The organism is Rhodococcus sp. MSC1_016 (assembly GCF_023667485.2).
Classification (GTDB): domain Bacteria; phylum Actinomycetota; class Actinomycetes; order Mycobacteriales; family Mycobacteriaceae; genus Rhodococcus_F; species Rhodococcus_F oxybenzonivorans.
Genome location: NZ_JAMOZI020000001.1, coordinates 5,835,824 through 5,861,503, shown reverse-complemented (window position 1 = coordinate 5,861,503; position 25,680 = coordinate 5,835,824). Strand labels below are relative to the sequence as shown.

The window sequence follows — 25,680 nt, the reverse complement described above, 5'->3', positions numbered from 1 at the left end:
ATCAGGTACGGATCAGAACGGGGGCTCGTCGCTCCCACCGCCAGAGCCTCCGAAGGAGCCGGACGCCTGCGGCGCACTACCCCACGGATCGTCTCCGCCAGTGTTGGATTGCGGACGTCCGCCGCCTGAACCGCCGGAGGAACCGAAGCCACCACCGCCGCCGCCACCACGGTTGGCCTTGTTGACCTTGGCCGTGGCGTACTTCAGCGAGGGGCCGATCTCGTCGACCTCGAGCTCGACGACAGTGCGCTTTTCACCTTCACGAGTTTCGTAGGAGCGCTGCTTGAGCCGGCCACTCACGATTACTCGCGAGCCGCGGGTCAAGCTCTCCGCCACGTTCTCGGCTGCTTCGCGCCAGATGTTGCAACGCAGAAACAGCGCTTCGCCGTCTTTCCATTCATTGGTCTGACGGTCGAAGGTGCGGGGCGTGGACGCAACGGTGAAGTTCGCGACCGCGGCACCCGCGGGGGTGAATCGAAGCTCCGGATCAGCCGTCAAGTTTCCGATGACGGTGATGACGGTGTCGCCTGCCATATGGTTCCTCCTGCAGAATGTGGAGTTCGGTTGGTCACGAGCCTAGGGCTGGTGGCCGACAGAAATCACTTGTTGTGGCGCAGAACCTTCGTACGCAGCACCGACTCGTTCAGACCCAGCTGACGGTCGAGCTCCGCAACGGTGGCGGGAGTAGCGCTGATATCGATCACCGCGTAGATGCCTTCGCTGTGCTTCAGGATCTCGTAGGCGAGACGACGCTTACCCCAGACATCGACCTTGTCGATTTTGCCGCCGTCCTGGCGAACAACATTGAGGAACGTATCCAGCGAAGGAGCGACAGTGCGCTCGTCCAGGCTGGGGTCAAGGATGACCATCAATTCGTAATGACGCATAAGACCTCATCACCTCCTATGGACTAGTGAAACGGCCACGGGCTGTCCGTGGCAGGAGGGTCGTTGCGTCAGCAACCTTTGCAGGCTACATGACGAGCCCCTGACCAGCGAAATCAGAGCGCAGGTGTGGCAGCGGTCGCGACGGGGTATCAGGCGGGAACGTCGACAACGGGAGGCACGCATGACATCGGACAAGAAGTTCGACAAGGGCGACGAGGTCGAGTGGAAAACGCACGGCACCACCACGTCCGGCAAGGTCGAGGAGAAGATCACGGAGGATACCGAAGCCGCCGGACGGACGGTGCGCGCCTCCGAGGACGACCCGCAGTACCGGGTGCGCAGCGACAAGAGCGGGAAGGACGCCGTCCACAAGCCGGATGCACTCGACCGGAAGGACGACTGACGATGGCGGACGACGAGGAAACGTGGAAGGAATTCCGCGACGCCGTCAACATGACCCCGGGCGAACTCGAGAAGTGGCTCGAGACGGAGGAGGCGAAATCCGTCGGCCAGAAATCGGGCGGCGGCGAGTCGACCGGGCACGCCAGCGGCCGGCGGATCGTCGAGGTGACCCGGACGAAGAGGGCCGACCTCGAGCAGCCCGACTACGAGCACATGCGCAAGGTCGTCGGGTACGTGCACCGGCACCTCGCGCAGAGACCGTCCGGTGACGTCCGGGACACCCACTGGCGCTACTCGCTGATGAACTGGGGCCACGATCCGCTGAAGGAGTGACCCGGTTTGTCGTCGCACAGGGGGCCCGGCGCGCCCTAGTGTGGATTCATGCACATCGGAGCTCGGCAGCGAACGTCGATCACGGCGGTCGTCGTCGGGTTGTGTGGCCTGTCCATGCTCGCCGGATACCTGAACAAAGCCCGGTGCACGGGGGCGCCGTTCGACGCCGCGGGCCGCAGCCTGATCTTCGACCGCATCAAGGACACCCAGGTCTGCTACTCCGACATCCAGTTCCTGTGGGTCGGGCGCGACATCAACCTGCACGTCTTCCCGTATGTCAGCGGGGGAATCAATGCCGACGGCATGCTGACCGGCGGCACCGTGGAGTATCCGGTTCTCAGTGGGATCCTCATGTGGCTGGGCGGAATCGGTTCGCACACCGACGCCGATTTCCTTCTGCATTCGGCCCTGATCCTCGCACCGTTCGGTCTGCTCACCGCCTGGATGCTGGGTCGTCTCGGTGGTTGGTGGGCACTGCTGTGGTCGGCCACCCCGCCGCTCACGCTCTACGCATTCCACAACTGGGAACTTCCGGTTGTGGCCACGTCGGTGGCCGCCATCTTCGTGATGAGCATCGAGCGTTGCCCACTCCGCTCCCGCGCGGTGGTCGCCGCGGTCCTCCTTGCCGTGGGGTTCTGCCTGAAGCTGTACCCCGGCGCGTTCGTCCTTCCCCTCATTGCGTATGTCCTCACCCAGAACCGCACGGCGGACCGCCGGTACGACGTCCGGGGCGCCTTCACGGTCGCGGCCGCCGCGATCGGCACGGTGGTCGCCGTCAATCTGCCGTTCGCCCTCATCTCCTACAGCGGCTGGCGGGCGTCGTTCACCTTCCAGGAGAACCGTCAGGCCGACATGACCACCAACTCCATCTGGTATTGGGGTCTGCGGCCACACTTCGGCACGATCGGCCTCGACACCCCCGTGCCTGCCTACGACCAGACCGTCGGCCTCCTGTCGCCGCTTCTCGTCTGCGCTGCCTTCGCGCTCGCCCTGCGTCTGGGCTGGCTGCGGTTCCTGCGGAACGGTGCCTTCCCGTGGATTGCGGTCAGCGCCGCCATGCTGTGTGGATTCCTGTTGCTGCACAAGGTGCATTCCCCGCAGTACACACTGTGGCTCATCCCGTTCTTCGTGCTGCTGCGGGTGCCGTGGGGACTGGTGGCGGCCTATCTGGTGGCCGACCTGGCGATGGGTATCGGCGTCTTCAAGTACTTCGGTGCGCTCGCCGCCGGCGAGGACCCGCACACCTTCGAGTGGCTGGTGCAATTCGGCGTGTGGGGACGGGCCGGGCTACTGGTGGTGCTGTTCTTCGTGTTCCTCCGCGCACCCCTCCGACGGACCTCGCCGACCACGCACCCGGACGACGACGCCGAACTCGCCCTCACCAAGTCACCGGAGCCCGCCAGATGAGCGAGTCCTGGTTTGCCCGGCCCACCCTGACCGGAACCCACGTCCGTCTCGAGCCACTGTGCGACGACCACGTCGACGCGCTGCTCACGGCCGTCGACGACCCGCGCATCTTCCACTGGACCCCGGTGGACATCACCGACCGGAAGGATGCAGCGACATTCGTCCGCACCGCGAACGAAGACCCGACTCGACTCGCCTACGCACAGATCGACCTGGCCACCGGCATCCTCGTCGGGTCCACCTCCTACTACCTGATCGATCCGCGGAACCGTTGTCTCGCGATCGGGCACACCTGGCTGTCGCGATCCGCGCAGGGAACGCTGATCAACGCGGACTCGAAGCTGCTCTTGCTTCGCCGCGCCTTCGAGGACCTCGGCGCGGTGCGCGTGGAATGGCACACCGACGAGCGCAACGCCCACTCCCGCGGTGCCATCGCGAAGTTGGGCGCCGAGTTCGAAGGCATACTGCGTAAACATCGACGACGGCGTGACGGTTCCTGGCGTAACACGGCACTGTTCTCCATGACCGACGACGACTGGCCACGCGTGTGCCCCCGACTCCAGGCGAGAGTCGAGGGCTGACGCTGCGGCAATCACACCACGGGCGCGGCGGACGAGATCTTCTTGACGAATTCGATTACTGCCGACCGCATTTCGCTACTACGCGGAACAGCACCGGACATCCAGAAGGCCCCGTGGACAAGTCCGTCGAACCGGATGACCTCGGTGTCGACGCCCGCGTTCCGCAGGAGACCGGCGTATTCTTCGGCCTCGTCACGGGCCACCTCGTTCTCAGTGGTGAGCACGAGCGCCGGTGGCAGCCCAGACAGACTGGCGGCACGACTGGGCACGGCGTACGGATTGCCGGCGTCGTCGGGCGACGACAGGTAGTGACTCCAGAACCAGTCGAGGTCACCGGCGGAAATGACGTAGCCCTCGGCAAACTCCTCACGTGAGGGCAGTGTCGCGTGCGGATCGATCACGGGGTAGACCAGAACCTGGCCTCGCACACGGGGGCCGTCTTCGTCACGGGCACGCAGCGCGGTGACTGCGGCCAGGTTCCCGCCCGCGCTGTCACCCATCACGATGACGTTGCCGGGGTCACCGCCGTAGCCTTCCACATTGTCGGACACCCAGCGCAGTGCCGCAGATGCATCGTCGGCAGCGGCGGGGAAGCGATGCTCCGGTGCGCGGCGGTAGGTGGCGGCTACCACGATCGCGCCGGTGCCGTTCGCGACGGCGCGCGCCGGTTCGTCGATGACATCGAGGTCACCGGCGACGAACCCACCGCCGTGGAAGTAGAGAACGACGGGGTGTGGCGACGGCCCGGTGGGGACGTAAACCCGCAGCGGCAGTGTTGTTCCGGCGCTGTCGTAGTGCGCGTCTTCGACGCGGTCGACCGGTTCGGGTGGCGCCTGCAGTCCCGTGAAAGTCGACACGACTGCGCGGGCCTCCTCCACGGACATCTCCGCAAATGGCTTCATACCTTGTGCTCGTAGTCCGGCGATCAGTTCTGCTGCGTTGGCGTCGAGTGCCATGCGACTCTCCTCGGTGTGATGGTGTTCGGGATCGGTGGTTCGGTTCAGGACACGGGGACGGGTGAATCGGTGCGGGTGAGAGTGAAACCCGCATAGCCGTCGGCGACGACCTCCGCGCAGGTGGCGCGATAAGCAGGAGCTCCGCCGAGGTAGACCATGCACGCCCTCGGCTTACCGGGAATATTCGCACCCATGTACCACGAGTTCGTCTCCGGCAGCAGGGTCTGATTGGCGATGTCATTGGTCACTGCGCCCCAAGACTTTTCGGCTTCTCCGGTGGGCTCGATGACATGGAGCCCACGCTGGTTCAGGTAGTCGACCGCATCGGTAGCGAAGTCGACGTGGTCCTCGATGGCGAGCGGCATGTTGTAGAGCACCGACGGCGACTGCGGGCCGGTGATGAGGAACAGGTTCGGGAACTCATGGACCATGATGCCGAGATAGGTCGTGGGGCCGTGCTCCCACTTCTGGGCCAACGGCAGGCCACCCCGACCGCGGATGTCCATGGCCATGAGGGGACCGGTCATCGCGTCGAATCCGGTCGCCAGAACGATCGTGTCCACCTCGTAGACGCGGTCACCGACCCGCACACCGGTAGCGGTGATCTCGTCGATCGGCGTGGTCTTCACGTCGACGATGTTCACGGTGTCGCGGTTGAACGCCTCGTAGTAGTTGGTCTCCAGGGGAGGGCGTTTGGTGCCGTACGAGTATCCGGTCGGTGCCAGCTTGGCGGCCTTCTCGGGGTCCTGGACGCGCTCGCGGATCCGGTCGCGAATGTAATCGGCGATCGTGTCGTTGGCCTTCTTGTCGAACAGGATGTCCTGATAGGAGTCGATGAACAGCCGGAAACCGCCGGCGTTCCAGCGCGCGTCGAATGTGCGGCGCCGTTCTTCCGCGTCGACGGCGAGCGCCGACGGCTGGACCTGATCGAAGGGCACGCCGAGGAAGTGGTTGCGGGCCGCGTTCCGCACCTTGCCGTAGTTGCGTTTGATCTCGGCGACTTCGTCCGAGTCGCTCGGGCCGTTGCCGAGAGGTGTCGCGAAGTTGGGTGTGCGCTGGAAGACCGTCAGTTCGGCTGCCTCCTGGGCAATGAACGGGATCGCCTGGATGCCACTGGCTCCGGTACCGATCACCGCGACCCGCTTGCCGGTGAAGTCGGCGCCCTCGTGCGGCCAGTTACCGGTCATCAGCACCTCCCCGCGGAAGCTGTCGATGCCGCCGAACTCCGGTGTCTTCGGCACTGACAGGTTGCCGGCCCCGGAAATGAAGTAGCGGCTCCGCACTATCTCGCCGGTGTCGGTGTGCACGGTCCACAGCGAGTTCTCGTCGTCCCAGTGGACACCGACCACCCGCGTGCCGAAGGTGATGTCCTTGCGTAGATCGAAGCGGTCCGCGACATGCTCGAGGTAGCGGAGAATCTCCGGCTGGCCGGCGAATTTCTCACTCCACTGCCACTCCTGCTGGAGGTCCTCGTCGAACGAGTAGGAGTAGTGGATGCTCTCGATGTCGCAGCGCGCACCCGGGTACCGATTCCAGAACCAGGTGCCGCCGACGTCGGAGCCGGCCTCGAAGACGCGGGTCGACAGCTGCATCGTGTCGCGCAGCTTGTGGAGCGCGTAGAGGCCGGCGAACCCGGCACCCACGACAACGACGTCGACATCGGGAGAAGAAATGGGCTGTGACATGGTGATGGGCTCCTCGTAGACGTGCGGTCCCGGCGGGACTCGAGCGGGTAACCGGGGTATGCAACGACAATGGCCCACGTCACATCACCCCCACACGGGGTAAAACACCCCCTTCGTTACCTGTGTTGGCCGTCACATCACCGCGGGGGTAGGTTCGTCCCACACCAGGTCACTCCGGGATGGGAGGCATCCACTGACCCGCAGCAGAGAACTGAAGAGATCGATGACCAGCTTCATCGGTCGACGACGCGAGATCGAGGAAGCCCGCGCACGCCTACAGCAATCTCGGCTCGTATCGCTCCTGGGTGTCGGCGGCGTCGGTAAGACACGGTTGGCCGAGGAGCTTGCCGTGCGGTCCGCCCGCGCCTTCCGCGACTCCGTCCGGTGGATCGATCTCGCTTCCGTGCGGCAGCCCGAGGCCGTGCCGTCCGCCGCGGCCGTCGCCCTCGGAGTGACCGACCAGTCGAGCCGAGCGGTCATGGACAAGGTGATCGATCACGTGCAGTCGCGGCACATGCTGATCGTTCTCGACAACTGCGAACACCTGCTGTCCGCTGCAGCCGAATTGGTGAGCACAGTCCTCGCGGCGGCGCCGGAGGTACGAATCGTCACGACGAGCCGCGAACCACTCTCCATCGCCGGTGAGTACGTCTATATGCTTCCGCCCCTGAGCACCCCAGGGGAGATCGAAGACTGCCGGGCCGCCGACATCGCGCACTTCGAGTCGGTGTCGCTACTCGTGGAACGCGCGCAAAGCGTGGTCGCCGACTTCCAACTCACCGACATCAACGCCCGTGCCGTCGCCCAGCTGTGCAACCGGCTCGACGGCATCCCGCTCGCGATCGAACTCGCCGCGGCGCGGTTGCGGTCGCTGTCGCCGTCCCAGCTCGTCGAGCGCCTCGACAAAAGGTTCGCACTCCTCACCGGCGGCGACCGGGGGGCGATGCCCCGGCAGCAAACGCTGCGCGCCCTCATCGACTGGAGTTTCGACCTCTGTTCCGACACCGAGCGGTTGCTGTGGGCGCGGCTCTCCGTCTTCTCGGGTAGTTTCGATCTCGATGCCGCGGAGGCAATCTGCGGATTCGGAGATCTGTCGGACACCCCGGTCATCGACGTCCTCGACCGGCTCATCGGCAAATGCCTTGTCGCCGTCGACCGTACGACCGAGCAGCTGCGCTACTCGCAGTTGATGACCGTGCGTGAATACGGTCATGAACTTCTCGAAAAGAGTGGCGACAGCGAGAATTTATTTCACCGCCATCTCGAGCACTACTCGACGCGAGCCGACCGTTCGTCGATCCACTGGTGTGGGCCAGGACAATCCGAGATACTCGCCGGACTCCGCATCGATCACCCCAATTTCGTCGCGGCACTCGACTGGTCGCTTCGGGACGCTTCGCTGCGGGCCGCCGCGGCGCGGCTGGCCGTCGCGCTGCGCTACCACTGGATCGCGGGCGGCTACCTGTCGGACGGCCGGATCCGACTCGAACGGATCCTCCAGCACCTCACCGCGCCCACCCGCGAGCGGGGGGATGTGCTCTGGGTGACCGCCTGGACCGCCCTCATCCAGGGTGATCATGACGCTGCCCTCGCACACCTCGACGAGTGCACCGATCTCGCGACCGCACTGGGCGACGATCGGCTGCGGGCACACGCCGACCACTGGCGCGGCATTCATGCCGTGTTCTCCGGCAAACCCGCAGATGCCATCCGCCTGTTCCATGACGCCATCGCCGTTCACCGCTCGGTGGGCGATCTCGCGTCCGTGCTGACCGCATCGTTCGAACTGGGCATGGCTCAAACCTACGACGGTCAGCTCGACAGTGCCCTCCGGACGTGCGGTGAGGTGATCGCGGTAGCGGACGCACACGGTGAGAAGTGGAACAAGGCCTACGCCCTGTGGGTGTCGAGCGTCGCGTACTTCCACCTCGGCCGCCACGATGACGCCGTCGAGGCGGCCGAGCAGGCATTGCGCATTCAGCACGACTTCAAGGACAAAATCTGCACAGCCCTGTCCATCGAGCTGCTGTCGTGGGTGGCGGCGTCCAGCGGGGATGCCGGCGCAGCAGCCACACTCAGCGGTGCGGCAAAGGGGGTGTGGCGCCGGCTCGGCACGTCCGTCGTGGCGTTCGGTCCGCACATCACCGAGGACTCACTGACTTCGGAGCACAAGGCAGCTCGCACAATCGGAGCGGACGAGTTCGCCCGGCTCGCGGCACCCGCGGTCGGGCTGACCATCGATCAGGCCGTCGACCTGGCCCTCGGTACCAGGCCGGACGCAGCGCCGACGCCACCCGCGGAAGCCTCACCGCTGACCCGTCGGGAGCAGCAGATCGCCGAACTCCTCGCCGAAGGGCTCAGCAATCGTCAGATAGCCGACGCACTGGTGATCTCACGGCGTACCGTCGACGGCCACGTCGAACACATCCTCGACAAGCTTGCCGTCAGCTCGCGCACCCAGGTCGCGGCCTGGGTCGCGGCCCGTGCACACCCACGCATCGGGCAGGCCGGCGGATAGCCGGAACGTAACCACCATCTGCTCGAAAGGTGGTGTACGTCCAGACATCTCGGCGGGTCTATACTCCACGTCGGCGCCCACGGTGGTGGGCTTAACCACGGGGAGGCATGCATGACGGCGCAGCATCAGGACACCTCGGCAGACTTCGACGGCCCGCTGGCGCCGCCGCCCGCAAGCAGTCTGCCACTTGCAATCCTGGCGGTGGTCGCCTTCGTTCCGTTCGGCATCGTCGCTCTACTCCGCGCGCTCTCCGTCCACCGACTGTGGGAGCAGGGGGAGTACGACCGTTCGGTGCGGGCCGCCGCCGACGCCCGCCAGTGGTCGATCAGAGCCATTTCGCTCGGCGTCTCTATCGCCGTGTTCCTCGTCGGCGCCGCGTACGTGCTCGCGAACCCCTAGCCGCTCGTCGTCCAGGTGTGCTGGGCTGGTGCATTTTTCGACGCTCGCGGCCGCAACCAGACCGGCAACCAGCGCGGCTGCGCGTCCGGCGCCTGATCGAGCACCCCACCCGAGGGGTCGTCGATGAACCCGTACCGCACGAGGTCCTCGTCGGGCCGGTAGATCTGATGGATGATCAGAACGCACAGTGCAACCACCGCGACATCACGAACCACCACCGCGGAGGTGAACCATTGCTCCGGAAGACCTTTGTTGGAAACGCCGAGGTAGTACATCATGCGGGGCACCCACACCAGGGCGTCGACGGTCATCCACGCGAGAAGAATTCGACGGTGCGGTAGGGCGAGCACAGCCAGCGGGACGAGCCACAGCGAATACTGCGGACTCCACACCTTGTTGGTGAGAAGGAAACCGGCGACCAGCAGAAAGCACAGCTGGGTCAGCCGGGGACGCTGCGGGGCGGTGAGCGCGACATAACCCACGCCCACACAGACCAGAGCGAACAGCACGAACGACACCGCGTTGAGGATGGTGGGTGCCTGCCCTACCGGGAGAACGCCGTCGAAACCGGTCCACCCAGTAAACGAAGTGACGACGTTGTACAGCGAGTCAGGGTCGGCGCCGCGTTCGGAATTGAGTCTGAAGAATTCGGCCCACCCGCGCGGGAAGAGCAGGGCTATAGGCAGATTGACGGCGAGCCACGTGCTTATCGCGGTCAACGCGGTCACCGACCAGTACCGCGTCTTGCCGGTGCGCACGCACAACACCAGCAGTGGTCCGAGGAGCAGCAGCGGATACAGTTTGGCCGCGCCGCCGAGGCCGAGCAGGACACCGGCGAGCACGGGACGTTTCCGCGACCACGCAAGCAGGCCACCGGTAGCGAAAGCTGTTGCCAGCGGGTCGAAATTGGTGAACGCATGGACGATCACGAGCGGTGAACCGGCCACCAGCGCGGCGTCCCAGACACGGCGACCGGCCAGAAGCGCACTGGCCCAGACGGTAACGAGCCACGCCGCGGCCAGCCCAAGCGCCACCACATTGAAATAGATGGCGACCTGCAGGGCGCCCGGTAGCCAGTGGACGGCGTCCCACGCCTTGGCCACCGCCATGGCGCCGTACTGATACAGACCCGACACCACCGGGTACTCCATGTAGCGGCGCTGCATCTGGCCGTTGCCGGCGTCTTCCTCCCACCACTTCTTGTAGGGGAAGGCGCCCTCGTTCAGCCGTTCGGCCCCGTACAGCGGCACGGTGTCGGAGTAACACATCGCGACATATTGCCGGCTACCGCTCCAGTCGAGACCCAGCGCACCGTTCGCGCCCACCGGAGCCTGCTGGATACAGGGCGCCTTGGCGAACCAGCCTAGCGCGAGAAAGACGACCGCCAACAACAGGATCGCCCGCATCGGCGTGAAGAACCGATTGCGCCCCACCACCGCGTGCCGACCCACCGGGCCACCGATCACCCCGGACAGCTCCGACACCAGCGGGTCGGTGCGGCCGGGAACATCCCGCCAGTCCGCCGAACGCTGATCCTCCGCCACTGGTGCGGGCGAGACGAATTCCGCCTCGCCCGCGTCTCGGACGCCGTGCGCGTTCGGGTTTTCGGCCACTAGGCGAGGCTACCGGTCGCCGCTAACCCGTCGGAATCTGCCGCTGACCGTTGCCCGCGTTCGGTGGTGTGGTGATCTCCGGTTCGGCCGGCACCACCGGTGCCGGGGTGGTCGGTCTCGGCGCCAGACCCGGAACCGGAATGGTGATGCCGGGCAGGATTTCGACCGGAGACGGCGTCACCACCACAGGCGGCACGAGCTGCGTCGGCAGCTGGAAGGTACTCGTCGGCGGCGCAGACGTCTTAGGAGGCGCCGGGGCGGAGTACGCCGGCAGACCCGACTGGCCTCCGATGGGACCCGGCTTCGGGAACTTCTCGACAGGGGTGCCTTCGAGGGCTCCATCCATCGTGTCCTTCCAGATGTCGGACGGCAAGCCGGAGCCGTAGATCATGGCACCGTTGCTGTTTTCGAGAGCCTGACCATCGGTGGTGCCCACCCAGACCGCTGTGGACAGCGACGGGGTGTACCCCACCATCCAGGCGTCCTTGTTCTGCCCGGTGTCCCCGAGCTGCGCGGTACCCGTCTTGGCCGCGGACGGCCGTCCACCGGCCAGGTTGTGGCCGCGCGAATAACCGGCGATCGGCTCCATCGCGGCCGTCACGTTGTCGGCGACATCCTTGTCTATGCGCTCCTCGCCCGGATCGACACCGCGGTCGAGCAACACGGTGCCGTCCGCGCTGACCACCTTCTGCACGAAGTGCGGGGCGCGATAGACACCCGACGCCGCCAACGTGGCATAGGAGGACGCCATGTCGAGCACGCGCGACTGGTACTGACCCAGCACGATGCCGTTGTTGGGACCGCTGCCGTCGGGCTCGGTCAGCGTCGGCCCGACACCGGGGATCTCCTCCGGGATACCCGCCCGGTGGGCCATCTCGGCGATCGCCTGCGGCCCGCCGTCGATTTCGAGTTGCTGACGGTAGAAGCTGGTGTTCAGCGACCGCTTGAGGGCCTCGGCGATGGTGCAGGTGCCGCAACCCTCGCCCTCGACGTTGCTGATCGTGATGCCGTTGACCGTGAGCTCCGAGCTGTCGTACATCTGCGACAGCGGGATGCCCTGGTCGAGGGCCGCGGCGAGGCCGAACACCTTGAACGACGAACCGGTCTGCAGACCGGCGTTGGCGAAGTCGTAACCGCCGCCGTCCTCGCCGCCGTAGTAGGCCCGTACCGCGCCGGACTTCGGGTCCACGGACACCACACCGGTCCGCAGGTTCTCCGGTTCACCCTCCAGGTTGGAACGCACCGAGTCCACCGCGGCGGCCTGCGCGACCGGGTCGATCGTCGTCGTGATCTGCAGTCCCTCGGTGTTGAGCAGCTGCTCGCTGATTCCGGCGTCACCCAGCTCCCGCAGGACCTGGTTTTTGATCAGGCCTTCCGGACCGGTGTCCTGGTTACCGTTGTCGACCTGGGCGAGGGGTACATAGGGCGGATACTGCATGCCTGCGCGAGCCGACTGCTCGAGCGTGCCTGCGGTGACCATGCCGTCGAGGACGTAGTTCCACCGCGACTGCGCACCCTCGGGATTCGTCTCCGGATCGAGCAGCGACGGCAACTGGATCGACGACGCCAGAACCGCGCTCTCCTCGACGGTGAGCTGGTCGACGGGCTTGTTGAAGTACGCCTTCGACGCCGCCGCGATGCCGTAGGCGCCACGGCCGAAGTAAATGGTGTTCAGGTAGGCGGCCAGGATGTCGTCCTTGGACCATTCCCGGGCCATCTTCGACGAGATGACCAGTTCCTTCATCTTTCGCGTCAGCGACCGTTCGGAACCCACCATCGTCTTCTTCACGTACTGCTGGGTGATGGTCGAGCCACCACCCGCGCTGTCCTTACCCAGGACATTGTCGCGGGCTGCGCGGGCGAAACCGCCGACCGAGAAGCCGGGGTTCGAGTAGAAGTCGCGGTCCTCGGCTGCCAGCACCGCGTCCCGGGTGTGCTTCGGGATCTGGTCGAGACTGACCTCGGTGCGGTTACCCTCCGGCGGCACGACCTTGCTCAGCACCGACGTGCCGTCCGCGGCGTAAATGGTGGCCACCTGGTTGGTCTTCAAGTCGCCGGGACGCGGAACTTCCTGCACAACGTAGGCGGCCATGAACAGCAGGATCGGAATGATCAGGCCCAGCGCGACACATGTGTAGGCGGCGCGGCGCACAATCCTCCACCTCGACTTGTTCTTCGCCGGCGGCTTCCGCGGCGGTCCTCCAGCGTTGCCTCCCGGCCGGCGACCGCCCGTCGGCGGCGGACCCGGAGGACGCCCACCAGGGGGCGGTGCACTGCGAGGACCGGCGGCCGGACGGCCTGGCGGGGGGCCGGGACGGCCCGGCGGGGGACCGGGACGACGCGGCGGCGGCCCCGGAGGACGGCCCCCACCCTGCGGCGGAGGAGGCATACGACGCGGCGGCGGTCCGGGAGGACGGCCGCCGCCCTGCGGCGGGGGAGGCATACGGCGCGGTGGCGGCCCACCTGCAGGCTGTCCGCCGCGGGGTGGTGGACCTCCGGGGCGCCCCTGTGGCGGGGGGCCACTCGGTCGTCTCGGTCCGTTCGGTCGATCACCCGGGGCGTTGCTGCGGGGGGAACTCACGTACAAATCTCCAGTGGTTGTGGACCTGTTTCAGTCCGGCGTCACGTCAGTGGGCAGTCCTCGGCCCTCGTCCGTGTTCGGGCGTTCTATTCGCTCGCGGTCCGCCGACTCGGCGGCCGAGGCCTCGGCGACGATCGCCTCGGCCTCTTCGGTGCGGGCACATTACCGAGAACATAAGACTGAACCAGATGGTTCCAGCTACAGGTTCTGCACACCTCGACCACGTGAACCGAAAACTCCTCCTGAGTGGCTGCGAGACGCACCAGCTCCTCGGCCGTCCGAGCCGAACCCGACACCGGGCCCAGCTTGTCGCCGAAGACCCAGGAAACCAGGGTCAACTGCTCTTTCCGGCAGATAGGGCATACGACGTCACTGCCCTTGCCGTGGAATTTCGCGGCTCGAAGCAGGTATGGGCTGGCATCACAGACCTCCGTGACGCCTGTCCTGCCCGAGTAGACCTCGGCCAGCAGAGACTTGCGCTGAAGCGCGTAGTCCACCACCTGCCGCTGTATCCGCACGGAGACCAGAGTACGTGCGTGGCGTCAGGAGGAAAGGGGTCGGTCGAGTGACGCTGGTCAAACGCCGTTCCCCCACTACGATGCCGATGTGGCCTCCGGACCGTCCTCGCGCACCCGCGCACGCGACCTCGACCGCGTCAATGCGTGCAGCCAGCTCGACGCCGCTTACGCCGACGGACAGCTCGACGCCGGCGAGTACCACGACCGCACCTCGCAGGCCATGTCGGCGAAGACGCTGGCAGAACTGAACCTCCTGATCAGCGACCTGCAATTGCCCGCCAGCCTCACCGATGAAGTACCCGTTCGCTCGGCCCGACCCCCTAGAACAGTTCTGCGGATCGCCGTGGGTATTGCGGCGGCGGTGGGAGCGGGAATCGTTGCAGTCGCACTGACGCAGCACGACGACCCCGAGCCGGCCGGCGGTTCCGTCCCCGTCCAGGTCGAGCGGCCCGTCGGTTTTCCCGTCCAAGAGCCGCCGGTGGCGGTCGCCGACTCGCCGATCACCGGGGTGGTTGAGCCGCTGACACCGGACGGTATCGCTGCGGTGTTCGACGCCTATCAGCGCACGTTCGGCGACCTCACGGCTCATCAGATGGCGCTGTACCCGGGCTATGCCCTCGCAAAGAGAACGGTGGCGGAGGCACCCGGTGAGGCCGACACCTACTCCTTCCGCGGCGGCTTCACCCCGTGGGGACCGCGCAGCGGGCGGTTGCCTGGCACGGCCGACGTCGATCTGCGGCAGGTCGACGTCGCTGCGCTTGGGGCGCTGCTCGGCGATGCTCCTCGGCTCGTCGGCGCCCCCGAAGGCAGCATCGGCCACGTCCTCATTGCCGACGGTGGCAAGGGCCCGACCATGAACATCTACGTCAACGGCGCCGACAACCTCGGGGGCGGGTACGTCAAGGCCGGCCTCGGCGGCGAAGTTCTGCAGATCGTCCCAGCGCAATAGCGGTCCGCACACTAAGATCTCTGCGTGGCCAGCCGATACCCAGCGAATACGCGCGCGCGTGACGTCGACCGCGCCAACACCGCGGCGATACTCGACGGCGCCTTCGGGGACGGACAGCTCAGTCAGGACGAGCACCGGGCCCTGTCGGAACTCGCCGCCGGAGCGCGCACACTCGACGAACTCGAAACCCTCGTCGGCGACCTGCAGCGTCCCGCGGATGCACCGCCCGACGCCAGGCCTCCCCGCGAAACCCGCCGCCACCTGTTCACCGCAGCAGTCGCGGCCGCCGCCGTCATTGCCGCTGTCGGGGCCTTCGCCCTCACCGACAGCGACGACGTGCAGGCCCCCGCACCCGCCGCGCAACCGGCCTCGATTGATCTCGGTGCAGTGGCGCCGGTGGTGATACCGACGCCGGACCTCACCACGCGGGAAGGGATGACCCTCTTCATCGATCAGTACCGCGCCAAGTTCGGTGACACGGTCGTCGACGAGTTGAACCTGTATCCACAACACGCCAACTTCGAGCGCGCACAACCGCTGGAGCCGAATCGGCTGGTCTCGTACGACTACCGAGGCGGGTTCTCGACGTCACGTCCGGCGACCACTCGGAAGGTCGACACCCCGATCATCGACCTCGCGGGCCTGAATGTGGATGCCCTGGCGGACGTCGTGGCGGCGGCGCCCACGGCTATCAATGTTCCGGACGCAAAGGTCGACTACCTCGGAATCGACACCGACGGCGGCACGCCCATCGTGCGGATCTACGCGAGCAACGACTTCGACGAGAGCGGCATGATCGTGGTCACGCCGGCGGGTTCGGTCCTCCGCGTCTCGCCGTTCAGTGGATAGGACTCGATGAACAAGACAAGTCTCGCCGGGCTACGGGCCCGCGACTCCGATCGGGCCGACGCATGCGGAGTCCTCGACGCGGCTCAGGCCGACGGTCAGATCTCGGCTGAGGAACACAGTTACCGCACAGCCCGGGCGATGAGCGCGAAGACCTTCGACGAACTCGACCGGCTCGTCGGTGACCTGCAAATTCCCAGCCGACTGGCCAATGCTCCCATCGTCCGCCCGAAACAGCGCAGGTCCCGGCGACGGTGGATCGCCGCCGGTGCGATCGTCGCGAGCGCTGCGGTAGTCGGCGCGATCGCGGGGTCGATCGGGGATGACGCCGGACCGTCGAAGTCGCTTCCCACCCTGACCACCGGCAGCGGGGTTCACTACTTCATCGACGAGTACCGCGCAGAGTTCGGTGACACCATCGCAGATGAAGTCGATCTCTTCCCCGAACATGCCGTTCTCGACCGGCAGGCAACCGGAAACCCGTTCCAGGCCGACCCCTACCACTACGACGGAGAATTCGACAGCTGGGGAAGCGTCTCCACCCGGGACGCCGACGAGCGGTCGTTCGACCTCGCCGCCGTGGACCTTCCGGCTCTCGCGGGCCTGCTGAAAGGCGCACCGGAAAGCGTCCGAGTGCCCAACGGAACCGTGGATCACCTGTCCTTCGGCTTCGAGCCCGGCGAAGAACAAGGGCCGCCGATCATCTCCGTGTACGCGAACAACGAAGCCGGCAACACCGGATACTTCAACGTCACCTTCGACGGTGAGATCATCGCCGTCTACCCGTTCGGTGACTAGACGTAGTTCCTGCGGAGGTTGTGAACGGCGCGGCTGACCCGCGAACCGGCCGCAGAAGCCACCCACAAAACAATCTGTGACGACTTGTCCCATGTATCGCCCACGCGTATCGTTGTATATATCGGTGCGATATAGTTCGGCATCGCATCACACGGTTAGGTCTGGCGACTCAGGGGGTGGACAAGTGCTCGAATTGGCAATTCTCGGGCTGCTCCACGAGTCACCCATGCACGGATACGAGCTGCGGAAACGGTTGACGGGGCTGCTGGGTGCGTTTCGCGCGTTCTCCTACGGTTCCCTCTATCCCACTCTGCGACGCATGCAGGCGGACGGTCTGATCGCCGAGGACGCAGGTGCCCCGGGCACCGTCAAGCGTCGTGCCCGCCGCGTCTATCAGCTCACGCCGGTCGGCAGGGAGCGGTTCAAGGAACTGGTCGCCGACACGGGTCCGCAGAACTACACCGATGACGGTTTCGGTGTTCATCTCGCCTTCTTCAGCCGCACACCCGCAGAGGCGCGGATGCGCATTCTCGAAGGCAGACGACGCCAGGTCGAGGAGCGCCGGGAGGGGCTCCGCGAAGCCGTGGGACGGGCCAGCGGGTCGATAGACCGCTACACCCGTCAGCTTCACCAGCTCGGACTCGAATCCAGTGAGCGCGAAGTGCGCTGGCTCAACGAGCTGATCGCCGCCGAGCAATCGACAGCAACACCTAATAAAGAAGGAGAACCCGACCATGGGTGAGAACAGCACCGCGGTGCGCGTGGCCATTGTGGGCGTGGGGAACTGTGCCTCGTCCTTGGTTCAGGGCGTGCAGTACTACAAGGACGCCGACGAGACGGCGACCGTTCCCGGCCTCATGCACGTCAAGTTCGGCAAGTACCACGTTCGCGACGTCCAGTTCGTCGCCGCTTTCGATGTCGACGCCAAGAAGGTCGGATTCGACCTCTCCGAGGCCATCTTCGCCAGCGAGAACAACACCATCAAGATCGCGGACGTTCCGCCGGCCGACGTGCCGGTGCTGCGCGGCCCCACCCTCGACGGCATCGGCAAGTACTACGCCGAGACCATCGAGATCTCCGAGGCCGAGCCCGTCGACGTCGTCAAGGCGTTGAAGGACGCCGAGGTGGACGTGCTGGTGTCGTACCTGCCCGTGGGTTCCGAGGATGCCGACAAGTTCTACGCCCAGTGCGCCATCGACGCGGGTGTCGCGTTCGTCAACGCCCTGCCCGTGTTCATCGCATCCGACCCCGAGTGGGCTGCGAAGTTCAAGGACGCCGGCGTCCCGATCGTCGGTGACGACATCAAGTCGCAGGTCGGTGCCACCATCACCCACCGCGTCATGGCGAAGCTGTTCGAGGACCGCGGCGTGCAGCTCGACCGCACCATGCAGCTCAACGTCGGCGGCAACATGGACTTCAAGAACATGCTCGAGCGGGAGCGCCTCGAATCCAAGAAGATCTCCAAGACGCAGGCTGTGACGTCGAACCTGACCCGCGACCTCGGTCCCGGCAACGTGCACATCGGCCCGTCGGACCACGTCGGCTGGCTCGACGACCGCAAGTGGGCGTACGTGCGCCTCGAGGGTCGTGCGTTCGGCGACGTGCCCCTGAACCTGGAATACAAGCTCGAGGTCTGGGACTCCCCCAACTCGGCCGGCATCATCATCGACGCCGTCCGCGCCGCCAAGATCGCCAAGGACCGCGGCATCGGTGGACCCGTCTACCCGGCTTCCGCGTACCTGATGAAGTCCCCGCCGGTTCAGATGGCGGACGACAAGGCTCGCACCGAGCTCGAGGCGTTCATCATCGACGCGTAGGACCGTTCCCGAGGCGAATGCCCCTTTCGACGCTTTTCATCGCGCCGTAAGGGGCATTCGCCTTTGTGTTCGAATACTTGTCGTACCCGCCCTCTACGGTGACACCCAGGATTCATCGAGGGAGGCGTGATGTCCGAGAACATTTTCGATCGGGAGATCGACGACGCATGGACGCAGTTCCAGGACCGTCTGACCCGGTATGTGCGCGCGATGCAGGACGACGACGAGTTGGTGCTGGTGTCGCGTTACGACAGCACCGACGACGGCCTCACCGAGACGGCCGCGTGCGTGCGATTCTTCGCCTGGGCCGGTGACACGGTGCGGTGTGAAGTGCCGTCCAACCTTTTCCTGCATCGGGCGCGTCAACTTTCCGAGGAAGATCACGATCGGCTGATCGAACTCGGGTGGAACCGCCCGGACGCGGTTGCGGACGTCGACGAGGGTAACGGCTCCGCTTCGTTCTATCTCGACGCCGACCGCACCGAGGCCACTCGGCTGGCGACGATGACCATCGCCGTGTTCCGGGAGATCTGGGACCTGATGCATCCGTCGTTCCTGCAGGCGATCACCCGGGGTCGACAAGATGTCCCGCCGCTCGATGTTCCCGACGAGACACCGGCTCGGCAGCGCAACGGATCAGGTCTACGGGAACTCGTCGACACAGCCGTCGAATCGATGCTCGGGCAGGCACCGGAGAAGGACGGGGACGGAGACATCCTCGTCTGGGTCGGTGACATGCCCACCTACGTCAGGGTGCTCGACGACGACGCCCGGGTCGAGGTGTTTGCCCGCGTGGTCCATTCGATCAGTGACCGGACCCGCGCCGCGGAAGCGCTGGCCGATCTCAACCGTCAGTGGTCCGACATCAAATTCCTGCTGATAGTCGACAACGTGGTCGCCGTCATACGAATCGACGGTTCACCTTTCGCGGCCGAACATCTGCTGTCGGTGTTCCGCACTTTCGAGCACCTCGTCGATACCGCCGACGAGGCATTCGCCGAACGACTGGGCGGCACCCTCAACACCACCGCCACGAGTCCGACCGGCACCGACGAGCACGGCAGCCACGAATTGCCCGCGGCGCTGATGACGCTGATTCATCTGGACTCCGACAGCGGGCTGGACGCCGACGATGTCGCCGAAATCTGCGGTCGCGATCGAGACACCATCCTCGAATTCCTGCGCCTCTGCTCCGATCAGGAAGTCGAGTGGCGCCACAACGCGGAACTCGCCCGCGAGAACGACTCCGAAGAAGCGGACATGTGTGAGAGCGAAGCCCAGTCCTGGGCCAAGACGTCCGACAGCCTACGAGCAGCGCTGCGGGTCGTGGTGCTCCCGCATCGTGCACCACCGGGCGGTGGGTACCGCAGCCTGGGCTGAAAGTTCGCCCGACCCTAGCCCGGCAGCGGAATGATCACGCCCGGAAGAATTTCGATCTGCGTGGGCGCCGGTAACTGGAGCTGCGGCGGGGGCTGAATCGGCGGCAGCGGTGCCGGCGGCGGCGCCTCTACGGGCGCCGGCGCCGGACTGGCGGGCTGGCCGTTGCCACTTCCGGACCCGTTGCCACTTCCGGACGCGCTGCCGCTACTCGAAACGCCGCTCCACGAGGGAACACCCGCCTGCCCACCAATGGGGTCCGGCCAGGGGAATTCTTCCCAGTCGGTGTCCTCGAGGGCACCGTCCATCGTTCCCTTCCAGATGTCGGACGGCAGGCTGGACCCGTAGATCAGCCCACCCCAGCTGTTGTTGATCGCGGTGGCGTCGGCCTTACCGATCCACACCGCCGTCGACAACGACGGCGTGTAACCGACCATCCAGGCGTCCTTGTTCTCACCGGTATCGCCCAGCTGCGCGGTGCCCGTCTTCGCCGCCGAGGGACGTCCTCCCGCGAGTGCGTGACCGCGGGAATAGGCAGCCACCGGCATCAAGGCCTGGCTGATGTTGTCGGCGACCGCGGCCTCGAGTCGACGCTCCCCGGGGCTCGGCGCCCGATCGAACAGGACAACTCCATCGGCGGTCACCACGCGCTGGACGAAGTACGGCGGGTGGTAGATGCCGGAGGCGGCGAGCGTCGCATACGCCGACGCCATATCGATCGGACGAGACAAGTACTGACCGAGAACGATGCCGCCCTCGGGTTCGCCGCCATTCTCACTCAAGGTTTTGCCCTGCACCCCGGGGATGAACTCGGGAATCCCCGCCTTGTGGGCGGCGTCGGCAATGGCTTGCGGACCGTTGTCCAAGGACATCATGAGCCGGTAGAAACTGGTGTTCAGTGACCGTTTGGTGGCCTCGGCGATGGTGCACGTGCCGCAGGATTCACCCTCGACGTTGCCGATCTGCACATTGCCGACGGTCAGCGGGGCGCTGCTGAAGCGGGCAGAGAGCGGAATGCCCTGCTCGAGCGCGGCGGCCAAGCCGAACACCTTGAACGACGAGCCCGTCTGCAGCGGAGCCTGCGCGTAATCGAATCCGGCACCGTCCTCACCGCCGTAGTAGGCACGGATACCGCCGGTGCGCGGATCGATGGACACCACCGCGGTACGCAGACCGGGATCCTCCCCTTCAAGGGTTTCGTGCACGGAGTCGATCGCGGCCTGCTGCGCTTTCGGGTCGATCGTCGTGGTGATCTGTAGACCCTCGGTGTTCAGAGTCTGCTCGGAGATCCCGGCGTCCGACAGTTCCCGGAGCACCTGGTTCCGGATCAGACCCTCCGGGCCGGGCGCGGAGTTGGCGTCGGTGGGCCGATTGGCCGGCGCCGCGGCCGGAAACTCGATCTCGCTGCGGTCCTGGGAGGTGAGGACACCCATCTCGACCATGCCGTCGAGCACGTAGTTCCACCGGGCCTGCAACTGGTCGACGTTCGCTTCGGGGTCGAGGTACGACGGGCTCTGGATCACCGAGGCCAGCACGGCGCCTTCGGCCACCGACAGCTCACCGACCGGCTTGTCGAAGTACGCCCGCGACGCCGCCTCGATGCCATAGGCACCGCGGCCGAAGTAGATGGTGTTGAGGTACGCCGCGAGGATCTCGTCCTTCGACCACTCGCGGGCCATCTTGGTGGAGATGACGAGTTCGCGCATCTTCCGATACACGTTTCGGTCGGCGCCGACCAGCACGTTCTTGACGTACTGCTGGGTGATCGTCGACCCGCCGCCTGCGCTTTCCTTGCCGAGGACGTTGTCGCGGGCGGCTCGCACGAATCCCGTGATCGAGAAGCCGGGGTTGGAGTAGAAGTTCCGGTCCTCCGCAGACAGCACAGCGTCCCGGACGTGCTGCGGTATCTCACCGAGCGCGATTTCGGTGCGGTTCCCCTCCGGGGGAATCACCTTGGCCAACTCGGTGGCGCCGTCCGCGGCGAGCACCGTCGCCACCTGATTGGTCTTCATGTCCGACGGGCGCGGGACCTCGGCCTGGACGTAACTCACCAGGAACATCACGAGCGGAATGACCAGCACGAGCGCTATCACGCCCAGACCGACGCGGCGGACCGTGCGCCAGCGGCGGGACTTCTTCTTCCCTGCTCGCGGCGTGCTTGTCGCTGCTGCGCCGTCGTCACCGACAGGCGTGCCACCGGACTCGGCGGTGCCATCGCCCGTCGCGTCGTTGCCAGAACTCACTTACACACTCCCGGTCAGGTATCCGGTCACGGAGGATCATCGCACCCACCCCGTACGTATGTTATGTGATTGCCCCGAGTGTGACGCGCACCGCGCTACCGATCAGCAAATAATCCGACCGCTTGTCCTGTTTCAGCGGACGCGGGCGCGCGCCGCAACTGCGAGCCACGACAACAGCAGACAACCCAGCAACACCAGCGCCGGTGTGACACCGGGATCACCGTTCACCACTTCCACGACCGCGGCGATGAACGCCATCACCGTGAAGAACCCGAGGATTCCGATCAGAACCTCGAGTCGCTGCCGCTTCGCCACTGGATGCATGCCCGACAGATTCCCCTCGCTCCGCTCGACCGCTAGCTCTTCACGCCGCCGGCCGTCAGCCCCGACACGATGCGGCGCTGGAACAGCAACACCATGATCACCAGCGGAATGGTGACGATGGTGCCCGCTGCCATGATCGCCGCGTACGGCACGACATGCGGGTCGTTGCCGGAGAACCGGGCGATCGCGACGGTGACCGGTTCGGTGGCGTCACTCGACAGCTGGCTGGCGAGGAGATACTCGTTGACGGTGGCGATGAACGCCAGGATGGCGGTGGTGAACAGCGCGGGCGCGGCCAGCGGCAACATCACCAGCCGGAACGCCTGGCCCCGGTTGGCGCCGTCGATCCGGGCCGCCTCCTCGAGCTCCCACGGGAGTTCCTTGAAGAACGACGTCAGGGTGTAGATGGTGAGCGGGAGGACGAACGAGATGTTGGGGATGATCATCGCCTGGTAGGTGCCGATCCAGCCGATGTTCGTGAAGAACTGAAACAGGGGAGTGACCAGTGCGACGACGGGGAACATCGACGCGCCGAGCACGATGCCGACCACCACGTACTTGAACCGGAACTCGATACGAGCCAGCGCGTAGGCGGTGAAGATGCCGACGGCCAGAGCCACCGCGGTGGTGACGCCGCCGACGATCATGCTGTTGATCAGGGCCCGCGTGAAGTTGTTGCCGCTGCTCGTCGACAACGCGTTCTGGAAGTTCTCGAGGGTCAGGTGCGTCGGCCACGGTGTGGTGTCGAAGGTGTAGTCGGGATCGCGGAACGCCGTCACCATCATCCAATAGAACGGGGCGAGACCCCAGACGAGGATGATCGCGACGCCGACGTAGATGCGAGTGTTCTTGAAAGCGAATTTCTGGGGACGCTTGCGCCGCGCCGAGGTGTCGGGGACGTCGGGTTCCGGTGCGCGATGCGTCACGGCTTCGGCCCCTTTCGCTGTGCTTCCTGAGTTTCGACGGCATTGGCACCGAGGAACTTCACAAGGACGAATGCGACCGCGAAGATCATCAGGAATGTGATGGTCGAGAGCGCCGACGCGCTGTTGAACCCTTGCCGCACCTGGTCGACCACGAGTATCGACACGGTGGTGGTGGCAGGGTTGCCGCCCGTCAGGATGGCGGGCAGGTCGTACATGCGCAGGGCGTCCATGGTGCGGAACAGGATCGCCACCATCAGAGCGGGCTTGACCAGAGGGAGTGTGATCCGGCGGAACCGCTGCCACGCCGAGGCGCCGTCGACGCGGGCTGCCTCGTAGACGTCCTGAGGAATCATTTGCAGACCGGCGAGGATCAGCAGTGCCATGAACGGTGTGGTTTTCCAGACGTCGGAGATGATCACGGCGAAGCGGGCCGGCCATTCGTCCGACGTCCACAGGATCTGGGTGCCGAGTAACCGGTTGGCGATGCCGTCGTAGGCGAAGATGAAGTACCACAGCTTGGCGGTGACCGCGGTCGGGATGGCCCACGGGATCAGGACGGCCGCGCGCAGCAGTGCGCGCCCCTTGAAAGTCTTGCCCATGATGATCGCCATCCACAGGCCGATCGCGACCTCGATGCCGACAGTGACAACAGTGAAGAAGGCGGTGTTACCGACCGCCGACCAGAACTGGGACCCGAGTGTGCCCGGGGGACACGCCACGACCGCACCTCCCGGAGAGGTGCACTGCTGCAGGATCCAGTGCGTGTAGTTCGTGAATCCGGCCCAACCGCCCTCGACGAACATGCCCGTCGACGGGTCGAGACCGGCATCCTTCTGGAACGACATCACCACGGCCCGGATCACCGGGTACCCGATGACGACCGCCAGGACCGCCAGCGTCGGAAGGACGAACAGCCACGCGCGGCGACCGCTCAGCCCAAAGCGTCGCCCGTTCTCACTCTCCGCACGCGAACCGCGGCCGGGATCGGAATCCCCGGCCGCGGTACGGGCCGGCGCCCCACTGGTGGTCCCAGTCGGAACGGCCATCTTCACTCCTGTGTTCTACGAGCCGGTGTTGCTACGAGCCCGCGGACTGGATACCGGACTGCATGTCCGTGATCGCCTGGTCGACGGACTTCTCACCCTTGATGGCGGCGTAGGCGTTGTCCTGCACGGCCTTCGACACAGCCGGGTAGAACGGGGTGACCGGGCGGGGAACAGCGTTTTCGATCGACACCTTCAGCGTGGGCATGAAGGGGTACTTCGCCACGATCTCCGGGTCGTCATACAGCGCGGCACGGACCGGGGGAAGCGAGTCCATCGCCATGATGCGCTGCGCCTGCTCGCCCTGCAGGAAGGTCAGGAAGTCGCGAGCGGTTGCCTTGTTCTCCGAGAACGCGCTGATGGCGGCGTTGTAGCCACCGAGCGTCGAGGTGCCGATGCCGTCCTTGCCGGGCAGCGGGGCGACCGCGAACTTGCCCTTCACCGCGGACGAGTCCTTCTCGGCGTTGGCGTACACGTACGGCCAGTTGCGCAGGAACAGCGCCTTGCCGTCCTCGAACGCCTTCTGGCTTTCGGGCTCCTTGAACGTGGTGTCCTGAGCCGGGATGTCACCGTTCTTGAAGTTGTCCACGAGAACCTGCAGACCCGCGCGGGACTCCGGGCTGTCGACGGTGGGGGTCTTGCCGTCCTCACCGACGAACGAACCACCGAACGCGTTGATGACCTCGGCGGTGTTCACCGTCAGGCCCTCGTAGGGCGCGAACTGACCGGCGTAGCAGTCGATGTTGTTGGTCTTGGCCACCTCGCACGCGGCGGCGAGTTCCGTCCACGTCTTCGGGGCGGCGGGGAGCAGGTCGCTGCGGTAGTACAGCAGCCCACCGTTGGTGTTCTTGGGTGCCGCGTACTGGGTGCCGTTGTAGGTGGCACTTTCCACGGTGGCGGGGAGGATTCCGGTGTTGTCGACCGCGAACTCACCGGTCAGCGGCTGCAGCCAGCCCTTGGCCGCGAACTCCGCGGTCCAGGGCACGTCGAGTGCCACGACGTCGTAGTCGGACTGCTTGGCCTGCAGGTGCTGGACGAGGTCGTCGTGCGCCTGATCGGCGTCGTTCGACTGCTCCTTGAACGTCACCTGCTCGTCCGGGTGCTCGGCGTTCCACGCGTCGATGATCTGGCGGACGACCCCGGTCTCGGTGGTGTCCTTGCCCTCGACGTACGTGATGGGTCCGCGGCCGTCGAGGTTCTCCGACGTGGAGTCGCTGCCGCTGTCGCTCGAGCACGCGGTGAGCGTGACCAGCGACGCAGCGGTGGCAAGCACCGCGGCGCGCCGGACCGCTCTCGAAATCTGAACCATGGAGTCTCCCCGTAGGTAGATGTGGATGAACCCGCCACCGGCACCGGGATTCCGGCACATTGCGCACGAAACCCGGCGGCACCGGTGCGGTGTCGGAACATACTGTGGCACGGAACACGGCCGAAGTGCCGCATTACCCCCGACCTGAATCGTTCAGGAACGGCGGCG

General features: G+C 65.8%; 24 protein-coding genes. 12 read left to right on the top strand and 12 right to left on the bottom strand.

The features are described 5' to 3' along the window. Positions 1-12 precede the first annotated feature (12 nt). Both L1080_RS27365 and rpsF read right to left on the bottom strand, forming a co-directional pair. The gene (locus L1080_RS27365) at positions 13-534 is read right to left on the bottom strand and encodes a single-stranded DNA-binding protein (protein WP_109334607.1); all 522 of its coding nucleotides are present in this window, start codon (positions 532-534) and stop codon (positions 13-15) included. Between the two features lie 65 nt (positions 535-599). Then, positions 600-887, bottom strand: a complete 288-nt coding sequence (gene rpsF / locus L1080_RS27360) for a 30S ribosomal protein S6 (RefSeq protein WP_005249677.1) — start codon at positions 885-887, stop codon at positions 600-602. 181 nt (positions 888-1,068) lie between these two features. Here rpsF and L1080_RS27355 point away from each other — a divergent pair, with 181 nt between their 5' ends. Genes L1080_RS27355 through L1080_RS27340 form a run of 4 tightly spaced genes read left to right on the top strand, consistent with a single transcriptional unit; the run spans position 1,069 to position 3,610 of the window. Beyond that, a complete protein-coding gene (locus L1080_RS27355) occupies positions 1,069-1,290 on the top strand; it encodes a hypervirulence associated TUDOR domain-containing protein (RefSeq protein ID WP_109334608.1) in 222 nt (73 codons plus the stop codon). Between the two features lie 2 nt (positions 1,291-1,292). Further along, complete coding sequence (locus L1080_RS27350; protein ID WP_159922859.1) at positions 1,293-1,622, top strand: DUF3140 domain-containing protein; 330 nt, start codon at positions 1,293-1,295, stop codon at positions 1,620-1,622. Positions 1,623-1,670: 48 nt separating this feature from the next. After that, the gene (locus tag L1080_RS27345; protein WP_250766675.1) at positions 1,671-3,029 is read left to right on the top strand and encodes a glycosyltransferase family 87 protein; all 1,359 of its coding nucleotides are present in this window, start codon (positions 1,671-1,673) and stop codon (positions 3,027-3,029) included. Next, on the top strand, positions 3,026-3,610 hold the full coding sequence (locus L1080_RS27340) for a GNAT family N-acetyltransferase (protein ID WP_250766672.1): 585 nt from the start codon (positions 3,026-3,028) through the stop codon (positions 3,608-3,610). Before L1080_RS27345 ends, L1080_RS27340 begins: the two co-directional genes overlap by 4 nt. A gap of 11 nt (positions 3,611-3,621) precedes the next feature. On the opposite strand, the gene L1080_RS27335 is transcribed toward L1080_RS27340, so the two are convergent. Continuing rightward, complete coding sequence (locus tag L1080_RS27335) at positions 3,622-4,566, bottom strand: alpha/beta hydrolase (protein ID WP_213575567.1); 945 nt, start codon at positions 4,564-4,566, stop codon at positions 3,622-3,624. Between the two features lie 44 nt (positions 4,567-4,610). After that, positions 4,611-6,251 (bottom strand): flavin-containing monooxygenase, encoded by a 1,641-nt coding sequence (locus tag L1080_RS27330; RefSeq protein WP_250766669.1) that lies wholly within the window; start codon positions 6,249-6,251, stop codon positions 4,611-4,613. A gap of 223 nt (positions 6,252-6,474) precedes the next feature. Between L1080_RS27330 and L1080_RS27325 the strand changes: the two genes are divergently transcribed. Continuing rightward, positions 6,475-8,769 carry an ATP-binding protein gene (locus L1080_RS27325; protein WP_250766666.1) on the top strand — a complete coding sequence of 765 codons (2,295 nt, stop codon included), beginning with the start codon at positions 6,475-6,477 and terminating at the stop codon, positions 8,767-8,769. 111 nt (positions 8,770-8,880) lie between these two features. Continuing rightward, on the top strand, positions 8,881-9,168 hold the full coding sequence (locus L1080_RS27320) for a CD225/dispanin family protein (RefSeq protein ID WP_159922847.1): 288 nt from the start codon (positions 8,881-8,883) through the stop codon (positions 9,166-9,168). Here L1080_RS27320 and L1080_RS27315 read toward each other — a convergent pair. From L1080_RS27315 to L1080_RS27305, 3 genes are all read right to left on the bottom strand, one after another. After that, positions 9,165-10,781: a glycosyltransferase family 87 protein gene (locus L1080_RS27315; protein ID WP_250766664.1), complete on the bottom strand. Its 1,617-nt coding sequence runs from the start codon at positions 10,779-10,781 to the stop codon at positions 9,165-9,167. The two genes, L1080_RS27320 and L1080_RS27315, sit on opposite strands and share 4 nt — an antisense overlap. 22 nt (positions 10,782-10,803) lie before the next feature. Beyond that, positions 10,804-13,170: a transglycosylase domain-containing protein gene (locus tag L1080_RS27310; RefSeq protein ID WP_459031853.1), complete on the bottom strand. Its 2,367-nt coding sequence runs from the start codon at positions 13,168-13,170 to the stop codon at positions 10,804-10,806. A 278-nt stretch (positions 13,171-13,448) separates the two neighbouring features. Next, positions 13,449-13,880, bottom strand: coding sequence for a DUF5318 domain-containing protein (locus L1080_RS27305; protein WP_109334618.1), 432 nt, complete (start codon positions 13,878-13,880; stop codon positions 13,449-13,451). Positions 13,881-13,968: 88 nt separating this feature from the next. On the opposite strand from L1080_RS27305, the gene L1080_RS27300 reads away from it, so the two are divergent. The 6 genes from L1080_RS27300 to L1080_RS27275 all read left to right on the top strand — a co-directional run bounded on the left by L1080_RS27300 (position 13,969) and on the right by L1080_RS27275 (position 19,670). Continuing rightward, the gene (locus L1080_RS27300; RefSeq protein WP_159922843.1) at positions 13,969-14,829 is read left to right on the top strand and encodes a DUF1707 SHOCT-like domain-containing protein; all 861 of its coding nucleotides are present in this window, start codon (positions 13,969-13,971) and stop codon (positions 14,827-14,829) included. A gap of 24 nt (positions 14,830-14,853) precedes the next feature. After that, positions 14,854-15,678 carry a DUF1707 SHOCT-like domain-containing protein gene (locus L1080_RS27295; protein WP_250777053.1) on the top strand — a complete coding sequence of 275 codons (825 nt, stop codon included), beginning with the start codon at positions 14,854-14,856 and terminating at the stop codon, positions 15,676-15,678. Positions 15,679-15,684: 6 nt separating this feature from the next. Then, positions 15,685-16,473, top strand: a complete 789-nt coding sequence (locus tag L1080_RS27290) for a DUF1707 SHOCT-like domain-containing protein (RefSeq protein ID WP_250777054.1) — start codon at positions 15,685-15,687, stop codon at positions 16,471-16,473. A gap of 184 nt (positions 16,474-16,657) precedes the next feature. After that, on the top strand, positions 16,658-17,215 hold the full coding sequence (locus L1080_RS27285; RefSeq protein ID WP_109334622.1) for a PadR family transcriptional regulator: 558 nt from the start codon (positions 16,658-16,660) through the stop codon (positions 17,213-17,215). Next, entirely contained in the window at positions 17,208-18,290 is a 1,083-nt protein-coding gene (locus L1080_RS27280) for an inositol-3-phosphate synthase (RefSeq protein ID WP_159922837.1), read from the top strand. Before L1080_RS27285 ends, L1080_RS27280 begins: the two co-directional genes overlap by 8 nt. 129 nt (positions 18,291-18,419) lie before the next feature. Next, positions 18,420-19,670: a T3SS (YopN, CesT) and YbjN peptide-binding chaperone 1 gene (locus tag L1080_RS27275; protein WP_250777055.1), complete on the top strand. Its 1,251-nt coding sequence runs from the start codon at positions 18,420-18,422 to the stop codon at positions 19,668-19,670. A 14-nt stretch (positions 19,671-19,684) separates the two neighbouring features. Here the strand turns inward: L1080_RS27275 and L1080_RS27270 are convergent, their stop codons facing one another. The 5 genes from L1080_RS27270 to L1080_RS27250 form a co-directional block, all read right to left on the bottom strand. Beyond that, positions 19,685-21,910 carry a transglycosylase domain-containing protein gene (locus L1080_RS27270; RefSeq protein ID WP_250777056.1) on the bottom strand — a complete coding sequence of 742 codons (2,226 nt, stop codon included), beginning with the start codon at positions 21,908-21,910 and terminating at the stop codon, positions 19,685-19,687. Positions 21,911-22,042: 132 nt separating this feature from the next. Further along, positions 22,043-22,234, bottom strand: coding sequence for a hypothetical protein (locus L1080_RS27265; protein WP_250777057.1), 192 nt, complete (start codon positions 22,232-22,234; stop codon positions 22,043-22,045). Between the two features lie 32 nt (positions 22,235-22,266). Continuing rightward, positions 22,267-23,160, bottom strand: coding sequence for a carbohydrate ABC transporter permease (locus L1080_RS27260; RefSeq protein WP_250777058.1), 894 nt, complete (start codon positions 23,158-23,160; stop codon positions 22,267-22,269). Continuing rightward, on the bottom strand, positions 23,157-24,206 hold the full coding sequence (locus tag L1080_RS27255) for a carbohydrate ABC transporter permease (protein WP_159922827.1): 1,050 nt from the start codon (positions 24,204-24,206) through the stop codon (positions 23,157-23,159). Before L1080_RS27255 ends, L1080_RS27260 begins: the two co-directional genes overlap by 4 nt. Positions 24,207-24,237: 31 nt before the next feature. Continuing rightward, positions 24,238-25,512, bottom strand: coding sequence for an ABC transporter substrate-binding protein (locus L1080_RS27250; protein ID WP_159922825.1), 1,275 nt, complete (start codon positions 25,510-25,512; stop codon positions 24,238-24,240). Positions 25,513-25,680 lie beyond the last annotated feature (168 nt).

Coding starts and splice junctions, on each gene's coding strand:
- L1080_RS27335 (WP_213575567.1), bottom strand. CDS start 4,566: ATGGCACTCGACGCCAACGCAGCAGAACTGATCGCCGGACTACGAGCA.
- L1080_RS27275 (WP_250777055.1), top strand. CDS start 18,420: ATGTCCGAGAACATTTTCGATCGGGAGATCGACGACGCATGGACGCAG.
- L1080_RS27340 (WP_250766672.1), top strand. CDS start 3,026: ATGAGCGAGTCCTGGTTTGCCCGGCCCACCCTGACCGGAACCCACGTC.
- L1080_RS27330 (WP_250766669.1), bottom strand. CDS start 6,251: ATGTCACAGCCCATTTCTTCTCCCGATGTCGACGTCGTTGTCGTGGGT.
- rpsF (WP_005249677.1), bottom strand. CDS start 887: ATGCGTCATTACGAATTGATGGTCATCCTTGACCCCAGCCTGGACGAG.
- L1080_RS27255 (WP_159922827.1), bottom strand. CDS start 24,206: ATGGCCGTTCCGACTGGGACCACCAGTGGGGCGCCGGCCCGTACCGCG.
- L1080_RS27365 (WP_109334607.1), bottom strand. CDS start 534: ATGGCAGGCGACACCGTCATCACCGTCATCGGAAACTTGACGGCTGAT.
- L1080_RS27325 (WP_250766666.1), top strand. CDS start 6,475: ATGACCAGCTTCATCGGTCGACGACGCGAGATCGAGGAAGCCCGCGCA.
- L1080_RS27345 (WP_250766675.1), top strand. CDS start 1,671: ATGCACATCGGAGCTCGGCAGCGAACGTCGATCACGGCGGTCGTCGTC.
- L1080_RS27310 (WP_459031853.1), bottom strand. CDS start 13,170: ATGCCTCCTCCGCCGCAGGGTGGGGGCCGTCCTCCGGGGCCGCCGCCG.
- L1080_RS27280 (WP_159922837.1), top strand. CDS start 17,208: ATGGGTGAGAACAGCACCGCGGTGCGCGTGGCCATTGTGGGCGTGGGG.
- L1080_RS27355 (WP_109334608.1), top strand. CDS start 1,069: ATGACATCGGACAAGAAGTTCGACAAGGGCGACGAGGTCGAGTGGAAA.
- L1080_RS27250 (WP_159922825.1), bottom strand. CDS start 25,512: ATGGTTCAGATTTCGAGAGCGGTCCGGCGCGCCGCGGTGCTTGCCACC.
- L1080_RS27265 (WP_250777057.1), bottom strand. CDS start 22,234: ATGCATCCAGTGGCGAAGCGGCAGCGACTCGAGGTTCTGATCGGAATC.
- L1080_RS27320 (WP_159922847.1), top strand. CDS start 8,881: ATGACGGCGCAGCATCAGGACACCTCGGCAGACTTCGACGGCCCGCTG.
- L1080_RS27350 (WP_159922859.1), top strand. CDS start 1,293: ATGGCGGACGACGAGGAAACGTGGAAGGAATTCCGCGACGCCGTCAAC.
- L1080_RS27290 (WP_250777054.1), top strand. CDS start 15,685: ATGAACAAGACAAGTCTCGCCGGGCTACGGGCCCGCGACTCCGATCGG.